The sequence below is a fragment of the Nocardioides dokdonensis FR1436 genome, from assembly GCF_001653335.1.
Lineage (GTDB): Bacteria > Actinomycetota > Actinomycetes > Propionibacteriales > Nocardioidaceae > Nocardioides > Nocardioides dokdonensis.
On sequence record NZ_CP015079.1, the window covers coordinates 3,999,227 to 4,023,314 of the forward strand.

The 24,088-nt window shown below is 72.8% G+C and carries 21 protein-coding genes; 7 read left to right on the forward strand and 14 right to left on the reverse strand.

Features of this window, described 5'->3' with window-relative positions:
* Positions 1-9: 9 nt before the first annotated feature.
* Positions 10-1,191: a molecular chaperone DnaJ gene (dnaJ, locus tag I601_RS18820; protein WP_068115307.1), complete on the reverse strand. Its 1,182-nt coding sequence runs from the start codon at positions 1,189-1,191 to the stop codon at positions 10-12.
* A 61-nt stretch (positions 1,192-1,252) separates the two neighbouring features.
* Entirely contained in the window at positions 1,253-2,266 is a 1,014-nt protein-coding gene (gene hrcA, locus I601_RS18825; RefSeq protein ID WP_068113190.1) for a heat-inducible transcriptional repressor HrcA, read from the reverse strand.
* A gap of 191 nt (positions 2,267-2,457) precedes the next feature.
* On the opposite strand from hrcA, the gene I601_RS18830 reads away from it, so the two are divergent.
* Genes I601_RS18830 through I601_RS18845 form a run of 4 tightly spaced genes read left to right on the forward strand, consistent with a single transcriptional unit; the run spans position 2,458 to position 4,875 of the window.
* Positions 2,458-3,309, forward strand: coding sequence for an MBL fold metallo-hydrolase (locus I601_RS18830; RefSeq protein ID WP_068113195.1), 852 nt, complete (start codon positions 2,458-2,460; stop codon positions 3,307-3,309).
* Positions 3,310-3,360: 51 nt separating this feature from the next.
* Positions 3,361-3,540 (forward strand): hypothetical protein, encoded by a 180-nt coding sequence (locus I601_RS18835; protein ID WP_068113199.1) that lies wholly within the window; start codon positions 3,361-3,363, stop codon positions 3,538-3,540.
* Between the two features lie 49 nt (positions 3,541-3,589).
* The gene (locus I601_RS18840) at positions 3,590-4,435 is read left to right on the forward strand and encodes a DUF3097 domain-containing protein (RefSeq protein WP_068115309.1); all 846 of its coding nucleotides are present in this window, start codon (positions 3,590-3,592) and stop codon (positions 4,433-4,435) included.
* 26 nt (positions 4,436-4,461) lie between these two features.
* Complete coding sequence (locus tag I601_RS18845; protein ID WP_084527832.1) at positions 4,462-4,875, forward strand: DUF4870 domain-containing protein; 414 nt, start codon at positions 4,462-4,464, stop codon at positions 4,873-4,875.
* A gap of 4 nt (positions 4,876-4,879) precedes the next feature.
* Here I601_RS18845 and hemW read toward each other — a convergent pair whose 3' ends face one another.
* The gene (hemW, locus tag I601_RS18850; protein ID WP_068113204.1) at positions 4,880-6,106 is read right to left on the reverse strand and encodes a radical SAM family heme chaperone HemW; all 1,227 of its coding nucleotides are present in this window, start codon (positions 6,104-6,106) and stop codon (positions 4,880-4,882) included.
* An 82-nt stretch (positions 6,107-6,188) separates the two neighbouring features.
* Positions 6,189-8,009 carry an AMP-dependent synthetase/ligase gene (locus I601_RS18855; RefSeq protein ID WP_068113209.1) on the reverse strand — a complete coding sequence of 607 codons (1,821 nt, stop codon included), beginning with the start codon at positions 8,007-8,009 and terminating at the stop codon, positions 6,189-6,191.
* Positions 8,010-8,245: 236 nt separating this feature from the next.
* On the opposite strand from I601_RS18855, the gene I601_RS18860 reads away from it, so the two are divergent.
* A complete protein-coding gene (locus tag I601_RS18860) occupies positions 8,246-9,673 on the forward strand; it encodes a sugar transferase (RefSeq protein WP_068113214.1) in 1,428 nt (475 codons plus the stop codon).
* Here I601_RS18860 and I601_RS18865 read toward each other — a convergent pair.
* From I601_RS18865 to I601_RS18890, 6 genes are all read right to left on the reverse strand, one after another.
* The gene (locus I601_RS18865) at positions 9,618-10,793 is read right to left on the reverse strand and encodes a glycosyltransferase (RefSeq protein ID WP_084527835.1); all 1,176 of its coding nucleotides are present in this window, start codon (positions 10,791-10,793) and stop codon (positions 9,618-9,620) included. The genes I601_RS18860 and I601_RS18865 overlap by 56 nt on opposite strands.
* The gene (locus I601_RS18870) at positions 10,781-12,034 is read right to left on the reverse strand and encodes a Wzz/FepE/Etk N-terminal domain-containing protein (protein ID WP_169834723.1); all 1,254 of its coding nucleotides are present in this window, start codon (positions 12,032-12,034) and stop codon (positions 10,781-10,783) included. The genes I601_RS18865 and I601_RS18870 overlap by 13 nt, the downstream gene beginning before the upstream one ends.
* A 133-nt stretch (positions 12,035-12,167) precedes the next feature.
* On the reverse strand, positions 12,168-13,241 hold the full coding sequence (locus I601_RS18875; RefSeq protein WP_084527837.1) for a glycosyltransferase: 1,074 nt from the start codon (positions 13,239-13,241) through the stop codon (positions 12,168-12,170).
* Positions 13,229-14,392, reverse strand: a complete 1,164-nt coding sequence (locus tag I601_RS18880) for a glycosyltransferase family 4 protein (RefSeq protein WP_068113219.1) — start codon at positions 14,390-14,392, stop codon at positions 13,229-13,231. The genes I601_RS18875 and I601_RS18880 overlap by 13 nt, the downstream gene beginning before the upstream one ends.
* A 4-nt stretch (positions 14,393-14,396) precedes the next feature.
* Positions 14,397-15,749, reverse strand: coding sequence for an O-antigen ligase family protein (locus I601_RS18885; protein WP_068113222.1), 1,353 nt, complete (start codon positions 15,747-15,749; stop codon positions 14,397-14,399).
* Positions 15,746-17,227 carry an oligosaccharide flippase family protein gene (locus tag I601_RS18890; protein WP_169834724.1) on the reverse strand — a complete coding sequence of 494 codons (1,482 nt, stop codon included), beginning with the start codon at positions 17,225-17,227 and terminating at the stop codon, positions 15,746-15,748. The genes I601_RS18885 and I601_RS18890 overlap by 4 nt, the downstream gene beginning before the upstream one ends.
* A gap of 148 nt (positions 17,228-17,375) precedes the next feature.
* Between I601_RS18890 and I601_RS21420 the strand changes: the two genes are divergently transcribed.
* Positions 17,376-18,101, forward strand: a complete 726-nt coding sequence (locus I601_RS21420; protein WP_068113227.1) for a hypothetical protein — start codon at positions 17,376-17,378, stop codon at positions 18,099-18,101.
* Positions 18,102-18,136: 35 nt separating this feature from the next.
* Here I601_RS21420 and I601_RS18900 read toward each other — a convergent pair whose 3' ends face one another.
* The 3 genes from I601_RS18900 to lepA form a co-directional block, all read right to left on the reverse strand.
* Complete coding sequence (locus tag I601_RS18900; protein WP_068113230.1) at positions 18,137-18,892, reverse strand: ATP synthase subunit B family protein; 756 nt, start codon at positions 18,890-18,892, stop codon at positions 18,137-18,139.
* 121 nt (positions 18,893-19,013) lie between these two features.
* Positions 19,014-19,937, reverse strand: a complete 924-nt coding sequence (locus tag I601_RS18905; RefSeq protein WP_068113233.1) for an aminoglycoside phosphotransferase family protein — start codon at positions 19,935-19,937, stop codon at positions 19,014-19,016.
* 7 nt (positions 19,938-19,944) lie between these two features.
* Complete coding sequence (gene lepA / locus I601_RS18910; RefSeq protein WP_068113236.1) at positions 19,945-21,771, reverse strand: translation elongation factor 4; 1,827 nt, start codon at positions 21,769-21,771, stop codon at positions 19,945-19,947.
* A 161-nt stretch (positions 21,772-21,932) separates the two neighbouring features.
* Here lepA and I601_RS18915 point away from each other — a divergent pair, with 161 nt between their 5' ends.
* Positions 21,933-22,346, forward strand: a complete 414-nt coding sequence (locus I601_RS18915) for a nuclear transport factor 2 family protein (protein ID WP_084527841.1) — start codon at positions 21,933-21,935, stop codon at positions 22,344-22,346.
* A 7-nt stretch (positions 22,347-22,353) separates the two neighbouring features.
* On the opposite strand, the gene I601_RS18920 is transcribed toward I601_RS18915, so the two are convergent.
* Positions 22,354-24,078, reverse strand: coding sequence for a thiamine pyrophosphate-dependent enzyme (locus tag I601_RS18920; protein WP_068113240.1), 1,725 nt, complete (start codon positions 24,076-24,078; stop codon positions 22,354-22,356).
* Positions 24,079-24,088: the final 10 nt, after the last annotated feature.

The window sequence follows — 24,088 nt, forward strand, 5'->3', positions numbered from 1 at the left end:
CCCAGCCCCTCAGTGCGCGTTGAAGGCGTCGCGGAGCCGACCGAAGACCGACTTCGGGCCCCCCGGGTGGACCTGCCCGTCGGGAGCCTCCTCGCCGCGCAGCGCGGCCAGCTCGCGCAGCAGCTCCTCCTGGCGGGCGTCGAGGCGACCGGGGGTCTCGACGGCGACGGTGACGACCAGGTCGCCCCGCCCGCCGCGCAACCCGGGTACGCCGCGCCCGCGCAGCACCTGCTCCATGCCCGACTGGGTGCCCGGTCGGACCTCGAGCTCGAAGGACGTCTCGAGCGCGGGGTCGCTGTCCTCGGAGGCGACGTCGGCCTCGAGCGTCGGGATCGTCAGCGTGGTGCCCAGCGCGGCCGCGGTCATCGGCACCGTGACCGTGCAGTGCAGGTCGTTGCCCTGACGCGTGAAGACGTCGTGCGGCGCCACGTGGATCTCGACGTAGAGGTCGCCGGCGGGACCACCACCGGGCCCGACCTCGCCCTCCTCGGAGAGCTGGACCCGGGTGCCGGTGTCGACGCCCGCGGGGATCTTCACACTCAGGGCGCGACGCGAGCGGACCCGGCCGTCACCGGAGCACTCGCGGCACGGGTCGGGGATGACCGAGCCGAAGCCGCGGCAGGCCGCGCACGGGCGCAGGGTGCGGACCTCGCCGAGGAACGAGCGCTGGACGTGCGCGACCTCGCCGTGCCCGCCACAGGTCTCGCACGGGATCGGGTGGCTGCCCGCGGCCGCACCGTCGCCGCCGCAGGTGGTGCAGGTGACCGCGGTGTCGACCTTGAGCTCGTGGGTCACCCCGAAGGCGGCCTCCGCGAGCTCGATCTCGATCCGGATCAGCGCATCCTGGCCGCGGCGTACGCGCGGACGCGGACCACGGCCCTGGCCACCGCCCTGACCGCCTCCTCCGAAGAAGGCATCCATGATGTCGGTGAACGAAAACCCGGCGCCCTGGCCGAAACCACCCGCCCCGGCACCGCCGAACGGGTCGCCCCCACGGTCGTACGCCGCCCGCTTCTGCGGGTCGGAGAGGACCTCGTAGGCGCGCGAGACCTCGCCGAACTTCTCCTTGCTCGCAGGATCGGGGTTGACGTCCGGGTGGTGCTGGCGCGCGGCTTTGCGGTACGCCTTCTTGATCGCGTCGGCGTCGGCGTCGCGAGAGACGCCGAGGAGGTCGTAGAGGTCCTGGCTCACCATGTTCCTAACGGGGTCGTACTGACTGACTGGAGGCGGGCGGGTGCTGCGAGGACGGGGCTCAGCCCTCGTCGAGGATGCGGGAGACGTAACGGGCCACGGCACGCACCGCAGCCATGGTGCCGGGGTAGTCCATCCGGGTCGGCCCGACGATGCCGAGGGTGGCCAACGACTCGTCGGCCGGCCCGTAGCCGGTGGAGACGACGCTGGTCGAGGCGAGCTCCTCGTAGGGGCCCTCGGCACCGATGCGCACCGTGACCAGGCCACCGGTGCCGGCCTCGCCGAGCAGCTTGAGCAGCACCACGTGCTCCTCGAGCGCCTCGAGCAGGGGGCGGACCGCGGAGTCGAACGAGTCGCCGTAGCGCGCGAGGTTCGCGGTGCCGCCGACGGCGATCTTGTGGTCGGAGCGCTCGTCGCCGAGCGCGTCGTTGAGCACCTCGACGACCGCGGCCGTGGTGCCGTCGCCGACCGGCGGGACGGCCGCCCGCAGCTCGGTCATGGCATCGGCGATGGTCTGGCCGACCGCCGCGCTCAGCACGAGGCGGCGCAGGTCGGCGAGGGTGTCGTCGGAGAGGTCGGCCGGCAGCTCCACCACACGCTGCTCCACTCGGCCGGTGCTGAGGATCAGCACCACCAGCAAGCGACGCGGAGCGAGCGCGACGAGCTCCACGTGGCGCACCGTGGAGCGCGAGAACGTGGGGTACTGCACCACGGCGACCTGGCGGGTCAGCTGGGAGAGCAGCCGGACCGAGCGCTGGACGACGTCGTCGAGGTCCACCGCGCCGTCGAGGAAGCTGGAGATCGCCCGCTTCTCGGCCGAGCTGAGCGGCTTGACCGTGGTGAGACGGTCCACGAACATCCGGTAGCCCTTGTCGGTGGGCACCCGCCCCGCGCTGGTGTGCGGCTGCCTGATGTAGCCCTCGTCCTCGAGCACGGCCATGTCGTTGCGGACCGTGGCCGGCGAGACCCCCAGGCCGTGGCGCTCGACGAGCGCCTTGGAACCGACCGGCTCCTCGGTGTGCACGTAGTCCTCCACGATGGCTCGGAGCACAGCGAGCCTGCGGTCCTCCTGCATCGTCGCCTCCTTGCCGTGGACTGAGCTTGCCGTGGACTGAGCTTGCCGTGGACTGAACCGGTCCGACCCTCGAGGTTGGCACTCGTCGCGTCGGAGTGCCAATCCTACAAGCAGTCGTGCCACCCCCTCACCTCGTGCGGCAGGCACCGCGGGATCGTGGCGCCCGGCCGCGCGGGTCCTAGGGTGCGGCCATGACGTTCACAGAGGTCGGGGACCGGGTCTGGGTGGCCCGCTACGAGTGGTTCGACGCGAACGTGAGCGTCGTGGCCGGCGAGCGCGGCCTCGTGGTGGTCGACACGCACGCCTCGACCGCCGCAGGGCGCCGGGTCCTCGACGACGTGCGCCACCTCGGAGCCGGCGACGTCGTGGCCGTGGTCAACACCCACGCGCACCTCGACCACTGCTTCGGCAACGCCGCGTTCCGCGAGGCCGATCCCGCGGTCCCCGTCCACGCCCACGAGCAGGCGCTGGCGGAGCTGCGCGACTTCGCGGACTCCGGGCGCCAGGCGACGTACGCCGGCGAGCCCGCCGACCCCCGCGACGAGGAGGTGCGCAGCACCGAGATCGTCCTGCCCGACCACACCTTCTCCTCCGCCGCCGTCCTCGACCTCGGTGACCGGGTGCTCGAGCTGGTCCACCCCGGGCCCGCCCACACCTCCGGCGACCTGGTCGTCCTGGTGCCGGACGCCCGGGTCCTGATCGCCGGCGACCTGGTCGAGGAGTCGGCACCGCCGGCCTTCGGACCTGACTCCTTCCCGATGCAGTGGCCGCTGTCCCTCGACATCGTGCTCGGGCTCACCACCGGCGCCAGCACCGTCGTGCCCGGCCACGGGGCCGTCGTCGACCGTGAGTTCGTGGAGGTGCAGCGCAACGAGCTCGGCATCGTCGCCGAGACGATCCGCGACCTCGCCGGACGCGGAGTGCCCGTCGACGAGGCGCTGGCGGCCGGCACCTGGCCGTGGGAGGAGCGCTACCTGGCCACGGCCGTGCGCCTGGGCTACGAGCACCTGCCGCGCAGCCAGAAGCGGCTCCCCCTGATCTGAGCGCCCGACAGGGTGGGTGACCAACGCCACACCGCGGGCTAGCGTCACGCCATGAGCGAGAACGACACCGAGACCGCCGGCATCTCCGACGACCAGCTGCCCCCCGACCTGGTGCCCTCCGAGGACAACCCGCTGGCCGAGGGCCGCCCGTCCGGCGAGGACTCCGACGTCCTCGACGAGGGCAAGCGCGCCGACGAGATGCCCGACCCCGACGACGCCGAGGACTCCTGACCGGCGCGCCCGCCGCACGACGCCCGCGTGCTCTCCTAGCCTCGTGCCGGTGAGCGACCGATACGGCAGTGACGTCCTGTCCGGCGACTGGCGCGCCCCCAAGCGGGGCCGTGCCACCGAGGCGCCGGCGACCCTCGGCGAGGTGGTCGAGGAGGTCACCACCGACTTCTGCGGGGAGGTGGTGCAGGTCGACCGCGACCTGCACACCGTGACCCTGGAGGACCGGCGTCGGCGTCGGCGCACGTTCCCGCTCGGCGCCGGCTTCCTGCTCGAGGGGCGTCCGGTCATCCTCACCGCCCCTGTCACCCGCGCCGCGCCGGCCCGCGCGACCCGCACCGCCTCGGGGTCCGTCGCCGTGCACGACGCGAAGGCACGGGTGGCCCGCGCCAGCCGGATCTTCGTCGAGGGCCGCCACGACGCCGAGCTGGTCGAGAAGGTGTGGGGCGACGACCTGCGCATCGAGGGCGTGGCCGTGGAGTACCTCGGCGGCGTCGACGACCTGGCCGACCACCTCCGCGACTTCCGTCCCGGGCCCGGTCGCCGGGTGGGTGTGCTCGTCGACCACCTGGTCAAGGGATCGAAGGAGAGCCGCATCGCCGACGCGATCGTGCGCTCCCCCGTCGGCAAGCACGTCCTGATCGTGGGGCACCCGTTCGTCGACGTGTGGCAGGCCGTCAAGCCCGACCGGCTCGGTCTGGCGCAGTGGCCGACCATCCCGCGCAGCATCGAGTGGAAGAAGGGCGTGTGCCAGCACCTGGGCTGGCCGCACCGCGACCAGGCCGACATCGCGCGCGCCTGGAAGCAGATCCTGGGCCGGGTGCAGTCCTACGACGACTGCGAGCCCGCGCTCCTCGGTAGGGTCGAGGAGCTCATCGACTTCGTGACCGTCGACTGAGTCCCGCACCCGACCAGGAGGACCAGATGAGCGACGCACCCCCGCCGTACCAGCCCCAACCCCCGCACCAGCCCCCTCACCAGCCGCCGTACCAGCAGGGCGGTCTCACCCCCGAGGAGCGGACCTGGGGCGGCGCGGCCCACTGGTCGGCACTCGTGGGCGCCTTCGTGGCCCTGGCCTTCCTCGGTCCGCTGCTGGTGCTGCTGCTCAAGGGGTCCACCTCCCCCTACGTGCGCCGCCAGGCCGTGGAGTCGCTGAACTTCCAGCTCTCGATGTTCATCTACGGCGCGATCTCGTTCGTGCTGATCTTCGTGCTCGTCGGCATCCTGCTGCTGCCGGTCGTGGGCCTGCTGTGGCTGATCTTCACGATCATGGGGTCGGTCAAGACCGCCAACGGCGAGGAGTACCGCTACCCGCTGACCATCCGGATGGTCAGCTGAGGCTTCAGGCCAGCAGCTCGCGCACCACGCCGTCGGCCAGCAGGCGCGCCTGCTCGGTGAGCACCACCCGCCCGCCGCGCTCGAGCAGCAGCCCGCGCCGGACCAGGTCGGGCACGGCGGCGCGACCGGGCCCGTCGAGCACCGCCACGTCGAGGCCGTCGCGCAGCCGCAGCTCGAGCAGCACCCGCTCGACGCGACGGTCCTCGGCGCCCAGCACCTCTCGGGCCTGGGCGGGGCTCAGCCCCGCGCCGATCCGGTCGGCGTACGCCGCGGGGTGCTTGACGTTCCACCAGCGGACCCCGCCGACGTGCGAGTGCGCGCCGGGGCCCACGCCCCACCAGTCGCCGCCGGTCCAGTAGAGCAGGTTGTGCCGGCAGCGGGTGTCGGGGCCGGTCGACCAGTTGGAGACCTCGTACCAGCCCAGCCCCGCGGCCACGAACCGCTCGTCGGCCAGCGCGTACTTGTCGGCGAGGTCGTCCTCGTCGGGCATCGGGAGCTCGCCGCGGCGTACCCGTCGGGCCAGGGCGGTGCCGTCCTCCACGATGAGGGAGTAGGCCGACACGTGGTCGGGGGCGCACGCGACCGCGGCGTCGACCGAGGTGATCCAGTCCTCCTGTGACTCCCCCGGGGTGCCGTAGATCAGGTCGAGGCTGACCTGCTCGAAGCCGGCGGCCCGCGCCCAGTCGACCACCGCGGGCACCCGTCGCGGGTCGTGGGTGCGGTCGAGGACCGCCAGCACGTGCGGGACCTGCGACTGCATGCCGAAGGAGACCCGGTTGATGCCGACCTCGCGCAGCCGCTCGAGGGACGCGGCGTCCACGGAGTCGGGGTTGGACTCGGTGGTCACCTCGACGTCGGGCGCCAGCCCGAACTCCTCGGCCACGGCCGCGACGACCGAGCCGAGGTCGTCGGGGCTCAGCAGGGTGGGGGTGCCACCACCGAAGAAGATGGTGGAGACGGGCAGGTCCTGCTCACCCAGCACCCGGCGCGCCCGGCGCACCTCGGCCACGGCCGCCTGGGCGTACGTCGCCCGTGAGGCACCGGGCGCGCCCCCGGTCGGGCCGAGCTCCTCGGCGGTGTAGGTGTTGAAGTCGCAGTAGCCGCAGCGCACCGTGCAGAACGGCACGTGGACGTAGAGGCCGAACGGGCGCTGGCCCAGCTCGGCCAGCGCGGCATCGGGCAGCGAGCCGTCGGACGGGGCGGGTTCGCCGCCGAGCGGGGTGGAGGGCATCTCGCCATCCTCCCCCACCCGCACCCGGGCCCGCGCACCCGTGGGGACGGGGGCGCGGGCCCGGGGAGGTGCTGCAGGGGTCTCAGCTGTAGAAAGCCTCGATCTTCGCCTTGTTGTTGTCCTCCACGACGTTGCGCTTGACCTTCATCGAGGGGGTCAGCTCACCCGACTCGATGGTCAGGTCGTGGTCGAGGATGTCCCACTTCTTGATGGTCTCCCACCGGTTGAGCCGGGCGTTGAGCTGCTCGACGTAGCCGCCGACCATCTCGCGGACCTGCTCGGAGCGGACGACCTCGGTGTAGTCCTTGCCCGCCATCTGGTTCTCCTCGGCCCAGCCGGCGATGGCGTCGGGGTCGAGGGTGACCAGGGCGACGACGTAGTTGCGCTCGTTGCCGAAGACCATGAACTGGCTGACGTAGGGGCAGATGGCCTTGAACTTCGCCTCGATGGCCGGGGGCGCGATGTACTTGCCGCCGGAGGTCTTGAAGAGGTCCTTGATGCGTCCGGTGATGGTCAGGAAGCCATCGGCGTCCAGGCTGCCCTTGTCCCCGGTGCGCAACCACCCGTCCTCGGTGAACGCCTGGGCGGTCTCCTCGGGCAGGTTGTGGTAGCCCTCCATGACGTGCGGGCCGCGCAGCTGCACCTCGTCGTTCTCGCCGATGCGCACCTCCGCACCCGGGAGGGCCTGGCCGACGGTGCCCATTTTGTACTCCTCGGGGTGGCCGACCGTGGCGCCGGCGGCGTTCTCGGTCATGCCGTAGCCCTCGAGGATGAGGATGCCCGCGCTGTGGAACCACTGCCCGATCTCGGCGTTGAGTGCCGCGGAGCCGGAGATGAAGAACCGGACCCGTCCGCCGAAGCGGGCGCGCACCTTGCTGAAGACCAGCTTGTCGAACAGGCCGTGCTGCAGCTTCAGCCCCAGCGGGACCGACTTGCCCTCACGCTCGAGCTCGTCGAACCGGGCGCCCACGGCGAAGGCCTTGTTGAAGAGCTTCTCCTTGGCGCCGCCCTCGGCGGCCTGCATCATGTGGATGCGCGAGTAGGCCTTCTCGAAGATGCGCGGGGCCGCGCCCATGAAGGTCGGCTTCACGACCGCCAGGTTGTCGATGATCCTCTCGACGCGGCCGTCGATCGCCGTGGCGAATCCGCAGGCCAGCTGCGCGGAGAGCAGCACCTTGCCGAAGGAGTGCGCCATCGGCAGCCACAGGAAGTGCAGGTCGGTGTCGTCAAGGATCTCCTGCACCCGGATCGCCTCGCCCTCGAAGACCCAGGACCGGTGCCGCAGCCGCACACCCTTGGGGCGGCCCGTGGTGCCCGAGGTGTAGATCAGGGTGGCGAGCTGGTCGGGACGGATCGCTGCCGCGGTCGTCTCGATGATGCTGGGGTGCTCGGCCAGGTAGGCCCGGCCCATCTCGGCCAGGGTGTCCATGTCGATGACCCAGTCACCGTCGGTGGTGCCGTCGAAGGTCACCACCTTGATCACGTCGGGGATCTCGTCCCGGTGCGAGCGCAGCTTCTCCAGCTGCTCGTCGTCCTCGGCGAAGACCACCCGCGAACCCGAGTCGCTGAGGATGTAGGCGGTGTCCTCGCTGTTGGTGCTGGGGTAGACGGTCGTGGTCGCCGCCCCGGCGCACATCACGGCGAGGTCGGCGAGGATCCACTCGTAGCGGGTGCCGGCGGCGATGCCGACCCGCTGCTCGCTCTCGATGCCGAGCGCGAGCAGGCCCGCGGCCAGGGCCGTGACCCGGTCGCCGGCCTCGCGCCAGGTCACCGACTCCCAGCTCTCACCGACCGGGAAGCGGAAGGCCTCGGCGGAGGAGGACTTCTCGACGCGGTCGAAGAACTGGACGGCGACGTTCGCAGGCATGGTGTCGACGAAGCTGGCGTCGTGATTGGCGGGCATGGCGCTCCTGGCTGTGCGGCGGGCGGGATGATCGCGGTACGGCAGTAACCTAGATCACTTTCCCTACTCACGCGTAGCAAGCGCCGCAGGTTGCTGGAGTCTTCGCCCAAGGACCCGGTCACACCGGCCCCCATCCCCTGTATTGATGAGGTGTGAAAACGGCTGGACCGGGCAGACTCCCTCTGGTGCCGCCTTCCGTGGGGGGCGGTGGCACCTGCCTTGGGGGGTATGAGTCTTTGCAGCAGTCGATACACGCGCGTTCCGGTCTGTCCGGCATCGGTCCGATCCTGGTCGTCTCCGACCTGGCGGCCGTGCTGGCCACCGGGTTCTGGATCGATCGAGGCCTCTGGCCGGTCGCACTCGGCAGCGCCGCCCTGGCGCTGGCGCTGGTGGCGCGGAGCCTGGGTCTCTACCAGTCCCGGCTGGTGCTGTCGGTCCTGGAGGACCTGCCCGCGCTGCTCGTCGCCATCACGACGGGCGGCCTGCTGGTCCTGGGCCTGGGACTGGAGCCCTCGGCCCCGCGCGGGGACGCCCTGGTGCGCGCCGGGACGTTCACGGCCGCGCTCGCCGTGGTGCTCGTGGGCGCCCGCGCCGTCGGCTACGCCCTGCTGCGCGCCGGCCGCCGCCGGGGCGCCCTCATGCACCGGGTGCTCATCGTCGGGACCGACGGCATGGGGATCCGCCTCGCCCGGGCCCTCCAGTCCGACCCCGCGACCGGGTTGTCACCCGTCGGCTTCGTCGACGACGACGCCGATCCCCGCACCCTGCCCGCACCGCTGCTCGGCGACCTGCGCTCGCTGCCGCGGGTGATGCGCGACCTCAACATCCATGACGTCGTCTTCGCCTGGGGCGCACGCACCGACGACCAGACGATCGCGCTCGTCCGGCACTGCCAGGAGCAGCAGTACCAGGTCTTCGTGATCCCGCGCTTCTTCGAGGTGATGGGGCTGGACCGGGCCCGCCGGGTCGAGGTCGTCAGCGACGTCAGCCTCGTGCGCCTGCGCCGCTGGGCGGTGCGCCCGGGCTCGATGTTCGTCAAGCGCGCCATCGACATCGCGGCCTCGGCCGCGGCGCTGCTGGTCCTGGCCCCGCTGCTGGCCGGCACCGCGCTCGCCGTACGCCGCGAGGTCGGCTCGCCCATCATCTTCCGCCAGACCAGGGTCGGGCGCGGCGGTCGGACCTTCGAGCTGCTCAAGTTCCGCTCGATGGCCGCCAGCCGCGAGCAGGGGGACACCACCTGGAACATCGACACCAGCGACCGGCTCGGCTCGGTCGGGCGGTTCATCCGGCGCACCGGCATCGACGAGCTGCCCCAGCTGTGGAACATCCTGCGCGGCGACATGAGCCTGGTGGGCCCGCGTCCCGAGCGCCCGCACTTCGTGGAGCAGTTCTCGGAGGACACCCCGGGCTACCGCCACCGGCACCGGATGCGCACCGGGCTGACCGGATGGGCACAGGTCAACGACCTGCGCGGGGACACCGCGATCGACGACCGCGCCCGGGCCGACAACTACTACATCACCAACTGGTCGCTGTGGGGTGACGTGAAGATCGTGATGCGCACGGTGCGCACCGTGGCCCGACGCGAGCCCCGCAAGCAGGGGGAGCTCATGGACCTCGTCGTCGAGGCCGGGACTCCACCAGACTCAGCGAGAGCTGGCTGACCCGCCGCGCCGACTCGGCGGCGTCGCGGGTGCTCAGCACGTGGCGCCAGCCCCGCATCCCCTCGGCGTCGGCAGCCTCGGGGTTCCCCAGTCGCGTGAGGATGGCCTCCGCGAACTCGTCGGGCCGGTCGGGACGCACCATGGCGCCGCACTCGTAGGGCAGGCTCTCCTCGATCCCCTCGATCCACGAGGCGATCACGCTGCGCCCGGCGGCCATGGCCTCCATCGGGGCGAGCGCCGCGCCCTCGTACTGCGAGGGGAAGACCACGACGTCGGCGGCGCTGAGCCAGGTCGGCACGTCGCTGCGTGGCCCGACCATCTGCACGCCCTCCAGCGAGGCGGCCCGCTCGCGCAGCTCGGCCTCGTCGGGGCCGCTGCCCACGAGCACCAGGCGTGCGTCCGGCAGCTCGCGCAGCACGGCGGGCCAGGCGTCGAGCAGCACGTGCTGCCCCTTCTGCGCGCTCAGCCGCCCGATGCACACAGCGGTCGGCGCACGCTCGTGCAGGCCCAGGGCGCGCCGCGCCTCGCGGCGCTCGTCGGTGTCGGTGAGCGTGAACCGTTCGAGGTCCACGCCGTTGGGCACCACCGAGACCGGTGCGAGCACCCCGTGCTCGCGGCCCATGGCAGCCTCGCCGTCGCTGACGCAGATCAGCTGGTCGGTCCAGCGGCGGGCCGCCCACCGCTCCCAGCGGGTGGCCAGGCGGCTCTTGAGCCCGTTGCCCGCCAGAAAGGACCAGCCGTGCGGCTGGAAGATCGTCGGCACCTCGCTGCGCACCGCCAGCCGGCCGACCAGCCCGGCCTTCGAGCTGTGCAGGTGCACCAGGTCGGGCTCGACCTCGGCGACGATGCGCGCGTAGCGCCCGACCTCCTCCGCGACGCTCGGCCCGGGTTCGCGGGTGGCGTCGAACCACAGCACCTCGGCACCCACCTCGCGTGCCGAGTAGCCCAGCCAGCCCTCCGACGGACAGGCGACGGTGACGCTCCAGCCACGCTCGACCTGGTCCTTGACGTAGGTCAGCAGCACGCCGGCAGTGCCCTCGCTGGTGGGGATCGAGGTGTGCAGGACCCGGGGCCGCCCGGCATGCAGAGCGGCGTGCCGGCGACGGCTCAGGCCGCCCACTTGTCCTTGCTCCGCCCGACGAGGACAGCACCCAGCAGCCGGGAGCCGGAGGCCACGAGGCGGTAGTGCACCTTGGTGAGCTCGTGGGGCCGCAGCTCGCCCTCGGTGACACCGAGCAGGACAGCACCCTGGCTGCCCATGATCGCGGCGTCGTCGCTGTCGGTGATCGAGTTGGCGATCACCACCACGACGTCGAACCCGTCCCGCATGTCCTGGGCGGCCTCGGCGAAGCCGGTCTCGAGCAGCTCGCCGTGCGACTCCGCACCCCAGCGTCCGGACGAGATGACCTCGAGGCCGTCGACCGGTCCGGGGTTGAGCGCGGACGCGAGCGGCGCCCCCCGCAGCACCTCGTAGAGACCGGCCGAGGCGGGTTCGAGGTCGGTGGGACGCGAGGCACCGGCACCCATGCGGGCATCGACGAGGAGCGTGTGCCGGCCGACACCGGCCAACGAGATCGCCAGGTTGGCGGCCAGCCAGGCGTTGAGGTCGCCGTCGGTGACGCCGGTCACCACGACCAGTCCCGCCGGGTCACCGCTGGCCTCGACCTCGATCGAGACCCGCAGTCGCCGGAAGATGTCGGCGTCCGGGGTGCCGGCGTACATCGCCAGCAGCCCCGGCTCCCGGGGCGGCTGGATGTGAGCGAGCACAGGGATGTCGAGCACCTGCTCGACGGTGGCGGCGCTGGAGACGGTGTAGGTGCGTCGGTCGCGCACCAGTGCGGCGGAGAGGCCCAGGACCAGGGCGAGCAGGGCGCCGACGCCGATGGCCAGGAGCAGGTTGGGGCTCGAGAAGGTCAGTGGCACCCGCGCGGGGTCGCTCGGGGAGAACCGGAAGGCGCCCTCGCTGGGGTCCTTGAGCGGCAGCGCCGCCGTGACGAGGTTGGCGATGTCGGCTGCGACCCGGGGATCGGAGTCACGGGCCTCGACCCGGATCAGGACGGTGCCCTCGACCCAGCTCGCCTCGACGTTGCGGGTCAGCTCGTCGACGCTGCGCTCGACGTCGAGCTGGGTGCGGACCTGCTCCATCACGTCGGTGGAGTTGGCGTTCTCGGCCAGCGTGCCGCGCAGGGAGTCGAGGTCCTCGCCGGTGCTGCCTCCCGCTGCCGCGGCCGCGACCTCAGCGCGCGCGCTGTAGGTCTTCGGCGCCAGGACGACACCCAGGGCGACGGCTCCGCCGACGAGCGTCACCACGAGGATGACCAGCCACCGCTGGCGCCACAGGGCGCCGCCGAGGTCTCGCATGTCCATTCGTCTTCCCCCCAGAAGAATCAGGTGGATGCCGGGCCGACCCGGAGATCCGGTCGTCGCATCCGCCTGAGAACCTACCCGTTGGTTGGGTGTCCAAACGTCCACCGACGTCGAACCTGAACACCGCTCATGTCCCAGGACCGGCCCCGAGCTCGCCGTACAGGCGCAGGTAGTCGGCCCGCATCGACTCGACCGAGAAGCGTCGCCGGACGAGCTCGTGGCCACATCCCACCAGCCGCGCCGCGTACGCCGGGTCGTCGAGGACGGCGTCCAGTCCAGCCTGCAGCGCGTCGACCTCGCCGGGTTCCACGAGCCGTGCGGCGTCGGCGAGGTCCCGCAGGCCGCCGACGTCGCTCGCCACGAGCGGCACCCCCGCGGCGAGAGCCTCGAGGGCCGCCATCGACAACCCCTCGCGGTCGCTGGGCACCACGGCGACGTCGCACGCTGCCAGGAGGTCGGTGACGTCGCTGCGGGTGCCCAGCAGCCGCACCCTGCTGCGGAGCCCGAGACGACCGACCAGCCGGTCCAGGCGCTCGCGCTCGCGGCCGTCCCCGGCCAGCAGCAGCGTGCCGGTGCCGCGGCGGGCCCAGGCCGCGACCAGGAGGTCCTGGCGCTTGGGCGACACCAGCCGGGCGACGCACAGCGCGACCTGCTCCCCCTCGCCCAGCCCGAGCGCGCGCCGGGCGTCGGCCCGGGACGGCAGGACCGGCACGGGGACCGCGTTGGGCACCACCCGGATGCGCTCCGGGGGCAGACCCCAGCGGGCGAGGTCGTCGGCCACCGAGGTCGAGACCGCGACGACGAGGTCGGACCACCGGCCGAGCACCCGCACGGCGGGCAAGTAGTCCTCGGGCGCCAGGCCGTGGACGGTCGTCAGGACCGGAGGGTGTCCGGTCGCCCAGGTGCCCAGCCGACCCGCCAGGGTGGCCCGCACGTTGTGCGCGTGCACCAGGTCCGGACGCCCCCTCAGGCTCCAGCGCGCCACCCGGGCCCCGGCCAGCGCGAGCCGGCGACGACCGGCCACCCGCATCGGGACCGGCAGGTGGGTGATCCCCGCAGTCTCCAGCTGCTGGGCACGCCAGCCGTCGTCACTGGCCACGCAGACGTCGTGCCCGCCGGCCACGAGCGAGGCGGCGAGGTCGGTCACGAGCGTCTCCGCTCCCCCCGAACCCATCTCGGCGATCGACATCAGCAGCCGCACGGTCGACCTCCGGCATAGACCCGCTCCAGGTCGTCCAGGCAGCCCTCCAGGGTGTGGTGCGCGAGCACCCGCTGGCGGGCCGCGGCACCCAGGGCCCGACGCAGCGCGGGGTCGTCGCGCAGCCTGCTGAGGGCGGTCGCCACCGCGTCGGGGTCGCCCGCTGGGACCAGCAGCGCCTCACGCTCGTGCCGCAGCAGCTCCGGGACACCCCCGACCGAGGTCGCCACCACCGGCAACCCGCTCGCCATCGCCTGCAGCAGGACCATCGGACAGCTCTCGGCCAGCGAGGTCAGCAGGAGCGCGTCCGCACGGGCGAGGACCCGCTCGGGATCGCCCACGTGTCCGAGCAGCTCGACCCGGTCCCGCAGCCCGGCCGCGGCCACCCGTCGGGCCAGGTGCTCGCGCGACGGGCCGTCACCGGCCAGCAGCACCCGCACGCCCTCGGCCCGGCCCAGGGCGTCGACCAGCAGGTCGAGCCCCTTGACCGGCTCCAGCGACCCGATCCACGCCACCACCAGCTCGCGCGGCTCCACTCCCTGCCCCGGCCCGGACGTGGAGGGACGGAAGCGCTCGGCATCCACCCCGTTGGGCACCACGTGCACCCGGGCCGGGGCCAGGCCCACGTGCTCGACGGCGTACGCCGCCACCGCAGCGCTGGGCGAGACGACGCAGGCCCGGCTCCACCGGGTCATCCAGCGCTCCCCGTGCAGGTAGAGCCACGGGTCCCGACGGCGGCGCGGGGCCGCGGACAGGTTGCCGCGGACGCGCTCGCTGAGCGCGTCCGGGACGCCGTGCAGGGTGTAGACGACCCGGGTGGAGCGCAGCACGGGCGCGAGCGCGCGGCCCAGCCAGCCCGCGCGTCGGTCCTGGAGGTGCAGCACGTCCGGGCGCAGCCGGAGCAGCGTCCGGGCCAGCCGCAGCAGGCCCGGGAGGTCGCGCTTGGAGGTGGCCACCACCGGGTGCCACACGACCCCTGCCTGCTGCGCCCGGGTCGCTCCGGCACCCGCCGGACCCACGACGTGCGAGTCCAGACCGCGCGCCGCCAGACCCACGGCCACGTCGACGGCGTGGTCGACCGGCCCGCCGCGCTCCTGGGTGAGCACCTGCACCACCCGGGCGGGCGTGCCCGTCACCGGCCCCGGCACCTGCATCGTCTCAGTCCTCCGGTGCGGGCGGCGACGGCTCGTCGACCAGCAGCACCGCCCCGAGTGCGACCAGGAGCCACAACGGCAGGAAGAACTGCTCGCTGAGGAACACCGCCGCCACGATCGTGCCGACCAGGGCCGAGAACACCGCCGACGCCAACCCGTCCTCGTCGCGCCGCCAGGCCCGCCAGGCCCCGCGCAGACCCGCGACCAGGAGCGCCAGGAAGGCGGTCAGCCCGATGAACCCGACCTCCGCGGCCACCTCGAGATAGGTCTGGTGCGCCACGTCGAGGTCGCTGGTGGCGCTGACGGGCAGCTGCTCGAGCCAGCGGGCGTGCTCGGCGCCGAAGGAGCCCGGGCCCTGCCCGAGCAGCGGCGCGTCGAGCGCCATCTCCCCCGCGGCCTGCCACAGCTGGAGGCGCTCGGTGATGTTCTCGTCGGCGACGGCGTCCTTCTGGCGCAGGCTCTCGGCGACCAGGTCCGGGAACATCGCCGCCACCAGCGCGGCCAGGACCAAGAGCACCCCGGCGAGGCCGGTCAGCTGCTGGAGGGTGATCTGGCGGGCCAGGACGGCCACCAGCAGCACCACCGCCAGGCCGATCAGGGCTCCACGGGAGAACGTCCCCAGCAGGGCGACGGTGATCAGCACCGTGGCCAGGTCCCAGCCGCTCGGGCGCCAGCCGCGGCGACGCACCGCCAACGAGAGGGGCAGCGCGGCCAGCAGGAAGAACGCGAAGTCGTTGGGGTCGCCGATCGGGCCGCCGACGCGTCGGTCCAGGCCGATCGTGTACGACACGATGCCCGCCGCTGCCGCCACGGCGGAGGCGGCCACGTAGACCCGGGCCAGGGTGCGCGGCGCGAGCCGCCCGGCGCGCATCGTGTCCACCAGCACCAGCAGGAGCACCAGGAAGCCGACCCAGCGCAGCAGCACCTCACCGCCGTCGGGGGTGCCGTTGAGCGCGGCGGAGGCCAGCAACGCCACCCCCAGCAGCCCCGCGGCCGCCAGCGCCTTGGTCCGAGGCCCGCCGTGCAGCCGGCCGGTGGCGCGGCGCACGAGCCAGGAGGCGAACGCCAGCAGGGCCAGCAGCTTCATGATGCGCGGGTCCACGAGGGCGAGGTAGTCCTCGAAGAGCGAGGCGGCCACGACGAGGCTCAGGGCGACCTCGAGCCGGGTCAGCATCACCGCCAGCGCCAGCACCCCGACCAGGACCGGGCCGGCCACTGCCGGCGCCAGGCCGACGCCCAGGCCGCCCGCGAGGGCCAGCAGCGCGGGCACCAGCACGAAGGGCCAGCGTCGCTCGCGCCGCCCACCCGCGCCGCGAGCCACGACGGACGGTCGCTCGGCCACGTCGGTGCCGCTCATGCCAGGGCCTCCTGGCGCCGCAGCAGCGCCAGGGCGCCGCTCCAGGCGGGGCCACCGGTCCGGCGCAGCACCAGCAGGAAGGTGGTCGCGGCGACCAGGGACACGACCAGCACCCCCAGCGGGCCGGCATCGACGTCGACGGCCCTCAGCCCCACCACGACCAGCGCCATCGCGGCGGTGGCCAGCACGGCCGGGCGCACGTCGGCGAGCAGGCGGGCGCCCGAGGTGCCGGGCACGGCCCGACGGGCCAGGAGCCCGGCCAGCACCGCCACTCCTGCGACCACGACGAGCTGGGTCAGCGCGACGGCTCGGATGCCGCGCTCGACCACGACCAGGAGCGTGAGCCCGAGGAGCGTGAGGTGCACGAGCCGCACCGCCATCGCCACCCCCGGGCGCCCCGCCGCGTTCAGCACGGTCAGGCTCACCTGGGTCAGGGCGAGCAGGAACGCGTAGCCGACGAGCAGGACCAGCACCGGGGACGCAGGCGCCCACTCGGGGCCCAGCAGCACGAGGTCGTCGGCGAGCAGCGCCAGCAGCACGCAGGCCGGCAGCATCAACGAGAAGGTGACCGCCATCGCCACCTCCCCGGCGCGGGCCCGCTCGTTGCCGCGGGTGCGGCACAGGAACGGGAAGGCGGCCCCGGTGACCACCACCGCCACCATCAGGTAGGGCATGTTGGCGATCCGGTAGGACAACGAGTAGTGGCCCAGGGACAGGGCCCCGAGGACCCGGGCCACGAGCAGGTAGTCGAGGTTGAGCTGGACGACCTCCAGCAGGTGGGCGCCCGAGAAGGGTGCCCCGAAGCCCACGAGCGCCCGCGCGTCGCTGCGCTCCCAACCGGGCAGCACGGGCGGGTGGACGGCCCACGCGAGCAGCATCATCAGGACGGCCTGGACGACCTGGCCGGCGACCAGGGCCATCACACCGACCCCCTGGCTGACCAGGGCGATGGCGACCACGGCGCCGACCGCGGCGGAGACGGTGTCGGGCACGATGCGCCGGGCGAAGGCCAGCCGGCGGCGCAGCAGCTCCGCGGTCACCCCGGCGACCGCCAGGCACGGCAGCACCACGGTCAGCCCGCGGATCACCGCCGCTCCCCCGTCGCCGGCGCGCAGGCCGGAGGCGAGGGCGGGCGCGGCTACCCAGAGCAGTGCGGCCAGGGCCGTGCTGAGGACCAGGCCCAGGGTCAGGGCCGTCCGGGCGGCGCGATCGGCGTCCCCGCGCAGGTGCACGAGCGCGTTGGCGGTCCCGAGGGTGCCGAGGATGGCTGCGACGTGGGCGACCAGGGTGCCCAGGGCCACCAGGCCCAGGGCCTCCGGCGTGAGCACCGCGGCCAGGGTCAGGAGCACCACGGTGTGGGCACCCTTGACCACGATGCCGTTCGTCGCCAGCCACAGGGCGCCCCGAGCGGTACGCCGTGCCGAGTCGTGAGGGGCGGGTGCGTCAGCACTCGTGCGCGCACGGGTCGATGCTGGCATCCGACTCCCCCCGGTAGTCATCGTGCACACGAGAACCGTCTCCCGCGCTCCACTCACGTTACCCAGAAGGTTTCGGCCTACACCTGTACGGTCATACTCAGAGCCTGTGCCGAGACCGCTCCGGCACGCGTCACGCCGAGGGGGCCGTGTGCAGAAGCTCGTCAGCGGGGTGCTCCCCATCGTCGTCATCGCCATGCTCGCCTCCGGCTGCAGCACGATCCGGGCGCAGGTCGACGGGTCAACCCGTGACGACGGTGCCAGCATCACGCTGCCGCCCGTGCTCGAGACGGCGGAGTGGGCGGTCAACGACGGGCTGCTCTCCGTGCTCGTCCGCAACGACGACAGCCGGCAGCTGCGCAACGCGACCGTCACCTTGCAGGGCCTCGACGCCGACGGCGTCCTCGTCGGGACCTGGAACGCCGACACCATGGCCGGTGAGAGCTCCTGCTGCACGGTGCTCGACCTCGAGCCCGACGGCCAGTTCGGCCTCTACTTCGCCATCGGCGCCGACGCCGAGCAGATCGACGACATCCGACTGTCGTTCACCGAGATCTCCTGGGCCGAGCGGGGCGGTGCTCCCGTGGAGCCCGCCGCCGTCGCGGTCCCGCAGGACACGTTCCTCGACACCGATCGCACCGTCGTCACCGCTCGGGTGGTGACCGGCCCGCAGGAGGTGCCCCGCGCGCTGGTCCAGGCCGTGCTGCGCGGCCGCTCGGGCAAGCTGATCGCGGTCGTGAGCGGTCGCTGGAGCTGCTTCGCGGCTGACGAGACCCGGCGCATCCGCATGGAGCTGTTCCAGCAGGTGCCGGCCGGCACCACGGTTGACACCGTCACGGTGACCCGCCTCAACAGCGGGCCCCAACCCACCTGCTGACCCGGGCCGCCTGCCGACCCGGGCCCGCGGTCGGCTCAGTGTCCGCGGAACAGCCAGCCCAGCGGTCGCGGGTCGTTGCCGGCGTCCTCGAGGTCGTCGCTCCGGTCGGGCTCGGTCTCCGTCTCGATGACGCGGTCGAACTCGCGCACGGGCTCGGTCGCGGTCGCGGTTGCGGTCACCGGGTCGCTGTCGACCTCGACGTCCGTCCTGTCGTCCGGCCCGGCGTCCTCACGGAGGCTCTCGGGCGTCGTCTGGTCGCGGGTCGGCAGCGAGGCCACGGCGTACAGCGACGACTCGCGGATCCGCGGCGGAGGCCCCGGCTGGGCGTCGGCCTCGGCGTCCGCGTCGGCCTGCGCCTCGAGGTCGTCCCACGACCGGGGCGCCACGACGGCCTCGGAGCGGGTCGCGGTGGACAGCAGCGCACCCAGGTCGCCGAGCCCGCCGCCGATCTGTGCCAACAGAGCCTCGACCCTGGTGCGCAGCTCGGCCATCTCGGCCCGCTCAGCGGCGGCCCCGTCGCCCAGGCTCTCGGCCTCGGCCCGGGCCCGGGCCACGATCGCGTCGGCACGCTGGCGCGCCTCGTCGACGAGCTCGGCCGCGAGGCTCTCGGCCTCCGCGACCATCGACTCGGCCTCCGCAGCAGCCTGGTCGCTCAGCCGGTTGGCCTCGGCGACGATCTCCGACGCCGCGCGCCGCGCCGCCAGCTCGGCGCGCAGCCGCGACGTCTGCTCGCCGGCCGCGCCCCGGTCGGTGCTCGACCCGGTCGTGCTCGTGCTCTCGTGGTCCGTCACTGGCCCCCCTCGCTGCTGAGCCGCCCGACGGGCGACTCGACGGTCAGGACGAGCCTACCCGTCCCGCTCCGGTCCACACCTGTGCACCGAAGGGGTGAGAGGGGCTCCGGAGCCCGATGCCTCACTCCTGGACGGCCTTGGCCACGCTGAGCATCCGGGTGACCATCGTGCGTTGCTCGACGTCGAGGGAGCGGCCGGCGGCGACGGCGTCCTGGACGAGCCACAGCACGTTCAGCACCTGGCGCACCACCGTCCAGGCCACGGCCCGGTCCTCGTCGAGCCCGGCAGTGTCGAGCACCGCGTGGAACCGGCGTCGTACGCCGCCACGGACGTCGCCGTGCAGCTCCTCCCAGCGGTTCCACAGCAGGGGCGCGGGCTCCCAGTGCGGGTCCCCGCTCATCGCGTGCGGGTCGATGGCGAGCCACTCCCCCTCATGGCGCGGGTCGGCGAGCACGTTCTCGTAGTGCAGGTCGCCGTGCACCAGCACGCCCGTGCTCCGCTCGTCGGTTCCCAGGTCGCGCAGCAGCGAGAGGCACTGCTCGACCATCCGTCGCGGCAGCGGCGCCTGCGGCGGCAGCGCGCGCAGCGGGTCGGCGTAGCGGCCGACGTGGTCGGTGAGCCGCAGCAGCTGTGGCGGAGCAGGCACGTGCAGCCGTGCGTACAGGCCGGCGGCCGCCTCGCAGGCGTGCACGTCCCACAGGTCCGTGAGGTCCGTGCGCGCGAGCCGCTCGAGCAGGACGGCCCGACGGCGGGGGTCGGCGCGCAGCAGGCGGACGGCGCCGCGACCACCCCAGTGCTGCAGCGCGAGGGCCTCGTGCTGGGTCTCGAGGTCGGGGAAGGCCACCTTGAGCACCACCTCGACGCCGGCGTCGTCCAGCACCGGCAGCACCACGGAGGCGTGCCCCCACCACATCTCGCCGGTGGCCGTCAGCGCCCACTCGGCCAGCAGGTCCGCGAGCGTGCCGGGCAGCGCGGCGACGTACGCCGCCCAGGCGGGGCCGCGGTCGGCGAAGGCGAGCACCTCCGCCGGCAGCCGCAGCCGCACGGTGCCCCTACTTCTTGGTCTTGTCGGGAGCCGGGGTGGTGGAGAGCGCGGCCACGAAGGCCTCCTGGGGGACCTCGACGCGGCCGACCATCTTCATCCGCTTCTTGCCCTCCTTCTGCTTCTCCAGCAGCTTGCGCTTGCGGCTGATGTCGCCGCCGTAGCACTTGGCGAGCACGTCCTTGCGGATCGCGCGGATGTTCTCTCGGGCGATCACCCGGGCGCCGATGGCGGCCTGGATCGGCACCTCGAACTGCTGGCGCGGGATCAGGTCCTTGAGCTTGCCGGCCATCATCACGCCGTAGGAGTAGGCGGTGTCGCGGTGCACGATCGCCGAGAAGGCGTCCACCGGCTCGCCCTGCAGCAGGATGTCGACCTTGACCAGGTCGGCGGCCTGCTCGCCCGAGCGCTGGTAGTCCAGCGAGGCGTAGCCCTTGGTCCTCGACTTCAGCTGGTCGAAGAAGTCGAAGACGATCTCGCCCATCGGCAGCGTGTAGCGCATCTCGACACGGTCCTCGGAGAGGTAGTCCATGCCCTCCAACGTGCCGCGCTTGGTCTGGCACAGCTCCATGATGACGCCGATGTGGTCGCTGGGGCTCAGGATCGTCGCCTTGACCACCGGCTCCCGGACCTCGTCGATCTTGCCCTCGGGGAACTCGCTCGGGTTGGTGACGACGACCTCGGAGCCGTCCTCCATGAGCACGTCGTAGACCACGTTCGGCGCGGTGGAGATCAGCTCGAGGTCGAACTCGCGCTCGAGCCGGTCGCGGGTGATCTCCATGTGCAGCAGACCCAGGAAGCCGATCCGGAAGCCGAAGCCGAGCGCACCGGAGGTCTCCGGCTCGTAGGTCAGCGCGGCGTCGTTGAGCTGCAGCTTCTCGAGCGCCTCGCGCAGGTCGCCGAACCGGTCCCCGTCGATCGGGTAGAGCCCGGCGTAGACCATCGGGTTCGGGTGCTTGTAGCCGCCGAGCATCTCCGTGGCGCCGTGGTGCTGGGTGGTGACGGTGTCACCCACGCGCGACTGTCGCACGTCCTTCACCCCGGTGATGAGGTAGCCGACCTCGCCGACCCCGAGCTCGCCGGCCTTGACCTGCTCGGGGCTGATCACGCCGACCTCGAGCATCTCGTGGGTGGCGCCGGTCGACATCATCTTGATGCGGTCGCGGTGGTTGAGCGAGCCGTCGATGACACGCACGTAGGTGATGACGCCGCGGTAGGTGTCGTAGACGGAGTCGAAGATGAGGGCGCGGGCGGGGGCGTCGGCGTCGCCCACCGGCGCGGGGGTCTGCTTGACGATCTCGTTGAGCAGCGCCTCGACACCGAAGCCGGTCTTGGCGCTGACGCGCAGCACGTCCTCCGGCTCGCAGCCGACGAGGCCGGCCAGCTCGGCGGCGTACTTGTCGGGGTTGGCGCTGGGCAGGTCGATCTTGTTGAGCACCGGGATGATGTGCAGGTCGGCACCCATCGCCAGGTAGAGGTTGGCCAGGGTCTGCGCCTCGATGCCCTGCGCCGCGTCCACGAGCAGGACCGCGGTCTCGCAGGCCTCGAGGGAGCGCGAGACCTCGTAGGTGAAGTCGACGTGCCCGGGGGTGTCGATCATGTTGAGCACGTAGGTGCCGGGCTCGGCCGTCTCGTCGTTGCCCGCCTCGACGCCCCAGGGCATCCGCACCGCCTGGCTCTTGATCGTGATGCCGCGCTCGCGCTCGATGTCCATCCGGTCGAGGTACTGCGCACGTGCCGCACGCGCGTCGACCACACCGGTGAGCTGCAGCATCCGGTCGGCAAGCGTGGACTTGCCGTGGTCGATGTGCGCGATGATGCAGAAGTTGCGGAGCATCGCCGGGTCGGTCTGACCGGGAAGGGGCCAGGACTTCGGGGGAACAGCAGGCACGGGGCTCGGAGATCTCTCGGACGACGGGACGCGGGCGTGCCCATCCTCCCACGGGTGCGGTCGATGGGCCGCCTCCTGGTGTCGGTGCCCACGCCTAGCGTGGCGGCATGGACACCCCGGGCTCCACCACCACCGGCTCCCCCGCACCCGACCCGACCGAGGCGCTGGTGCTGGCCTACTGGGCAGCTGCCGAGGCGCGCGAGTGGACGACGTTCAGCGCCCTGCTGGCCGCCGACCTGGTCTGCACCTACCCCCAGACCCGTGAGCGGGTGCGCGGGCGCGAGGCCTGGGCCCGCTACAACCGGGAGTACCCGGGCGACTGGCACCTGAGCGTGACCAGGGTGGTCGCACGCGGGCGCCAGGCGGTCTCCGAGATCAGCGTCGCGGTGGACGGCGAGTCGTGGACCGGCATCACCTTCTTCGACCTCGACGACCAGGGGCTGGTCGCGGCCGTCGAGGAGTGGTGGCCCGATCCCTACGAGCCGCCGTCGGGCCGGGCCCACCTGGTGGAGCGCTACTGAGCGCCGCTCACTCGGGGCTGATCACCATCTCCTTGGCCTTGGCGATCGCGAAGCCCCAGCCCTGCTCGAGGGTGGGCTTCGAGGGCACGGCGATCTCGTCGGGGTTGGTGACCACGTCGAGCAGCACCGGCCCGTCGTGCGCGAGCGCGCGGCGTACGGCGTCGTCGAGGTCGTGCGGGTCCTCGACCCGGATGCCCCGCATGCCGATCGCCTCGGCGACCCGGGCCAGGTCGGGGTTGTCCAGGACGGTGCCGTACTCGGCCATCCCGACCTGCTCCATCTCGAGCTTGACCATGCCGAGCCGGCCGTTGTCGAAGACCACGAGCTTGACCGGGAGGTCGTGGGTCACGGCCGTGATGAGGTCGCCCATCAGCATGGTCAGGCCGCCGTCGCCGCAGAAGGCGACGACCTGCCGGTGGCGGTCGAGGGCCTGCGCCCCGAGCGCCTGCGGCAGCGCGTTGGCCATCGAGCCGAGGTTGAAGGAGCCCAGCAGCCGCCGGTCGCGGTCGATGCGCACGAACCGGGAGAGCCACGTCGTGGCCATCCCCGTGTCGGTGGTGAACACGGCGTCCGGCGCGGCGTGCCGGTCCACGAGCCCGGCGAGCAGCTCGGGGCGGATGCGGCGCTCGGGGTTGTCGACCTTGCGGCGCAGGAAGCCGGCGGGCTTCTTCTCGTAGTCGGGGTCGACGAAGTGCTGCTGCAGCTCCTGCCACTTCTCGTACGCCGCGCGGGCGTGCTCGAGGTGTCCGCGGCTCTCGCGCCGCTCGAGGTGCGGCAGCATCGCACCGACGGCGAGACGGGCATCCCCGACCACCGCGTGGTCGACCGGGTGCCGGCGGCCGATGTGGGTGCCGTCGCGGTCGATCTGCACGACCGTCTTCCCCGAGGGGTAGAAGTCCTTGTAGGGGAAGTCGGTGCCGACCATCAGCAGCAGGTCGCAGGTCTCGAGGGCGAGCGTCGTCGCGGGGTTGCCGAGCAGCCCCGACTGACCGACCTCGTAGGGGTTCTCGTGGTCGAAGCCCTCCTTGCCCTTGAGCGCGACGACCATCGGGGCCCCGAGCCGCTCGGCGAGCTCCAGGACCTCCGCCCGGGCCTGCCGGGCCCCCTGCCCGACGAGGAGCGTCACCTTGTCCGCCGACGAGATGGCGTCGACCGCGGCCCGCAGCGCGTCGGCCACCGGCGCGGCCGGCGGGTCGTCGGTGACGAATCGCGGGACGCGCGTGCCGGAGGGCAGGTCCAGCCCGCCGACGTCGCCGGGCAGGGTCAGCACTGCCACCCCGCGCTGCTGGAGCGCCGCGTTGCCGGCCTGCTCGACCAGGGTGGGCAGCTGGGCGGGATCGGTGACGGTGGCCGAGAAGACCGACACGTCGGCGAAGAGGACGTCGTTGTCGACCTCCTGGAAGAAGTCGCTGCCGATCTCGGCCCGCGGCACCTGGCCGACGATGGCCAGCACCGGCGCGTGGGACTTCTTGGCGTCGTACAGGCCGTTGAGCAGGTGGACGGCGCCCGGCCCGACCGTGCCCATGCAGACCCCGAGGCGGCCGGTCAGCTGAGCCTGCGCGCCGGCGGCGAAGGCGGCGACCTCCTCGTGCCGCACCCCCATCCAGGTCAACCGGTCCTCGCGACGGATGGCGTCGGTGACGGGGTTCAGGGCGTCCCCGACGACGCCCCACACCTCGGTCGTGCCGTGGTCGGCGATGGCCTCGATCAGGAGCTCCGCAACGGTGGTCATGGGCCCACCC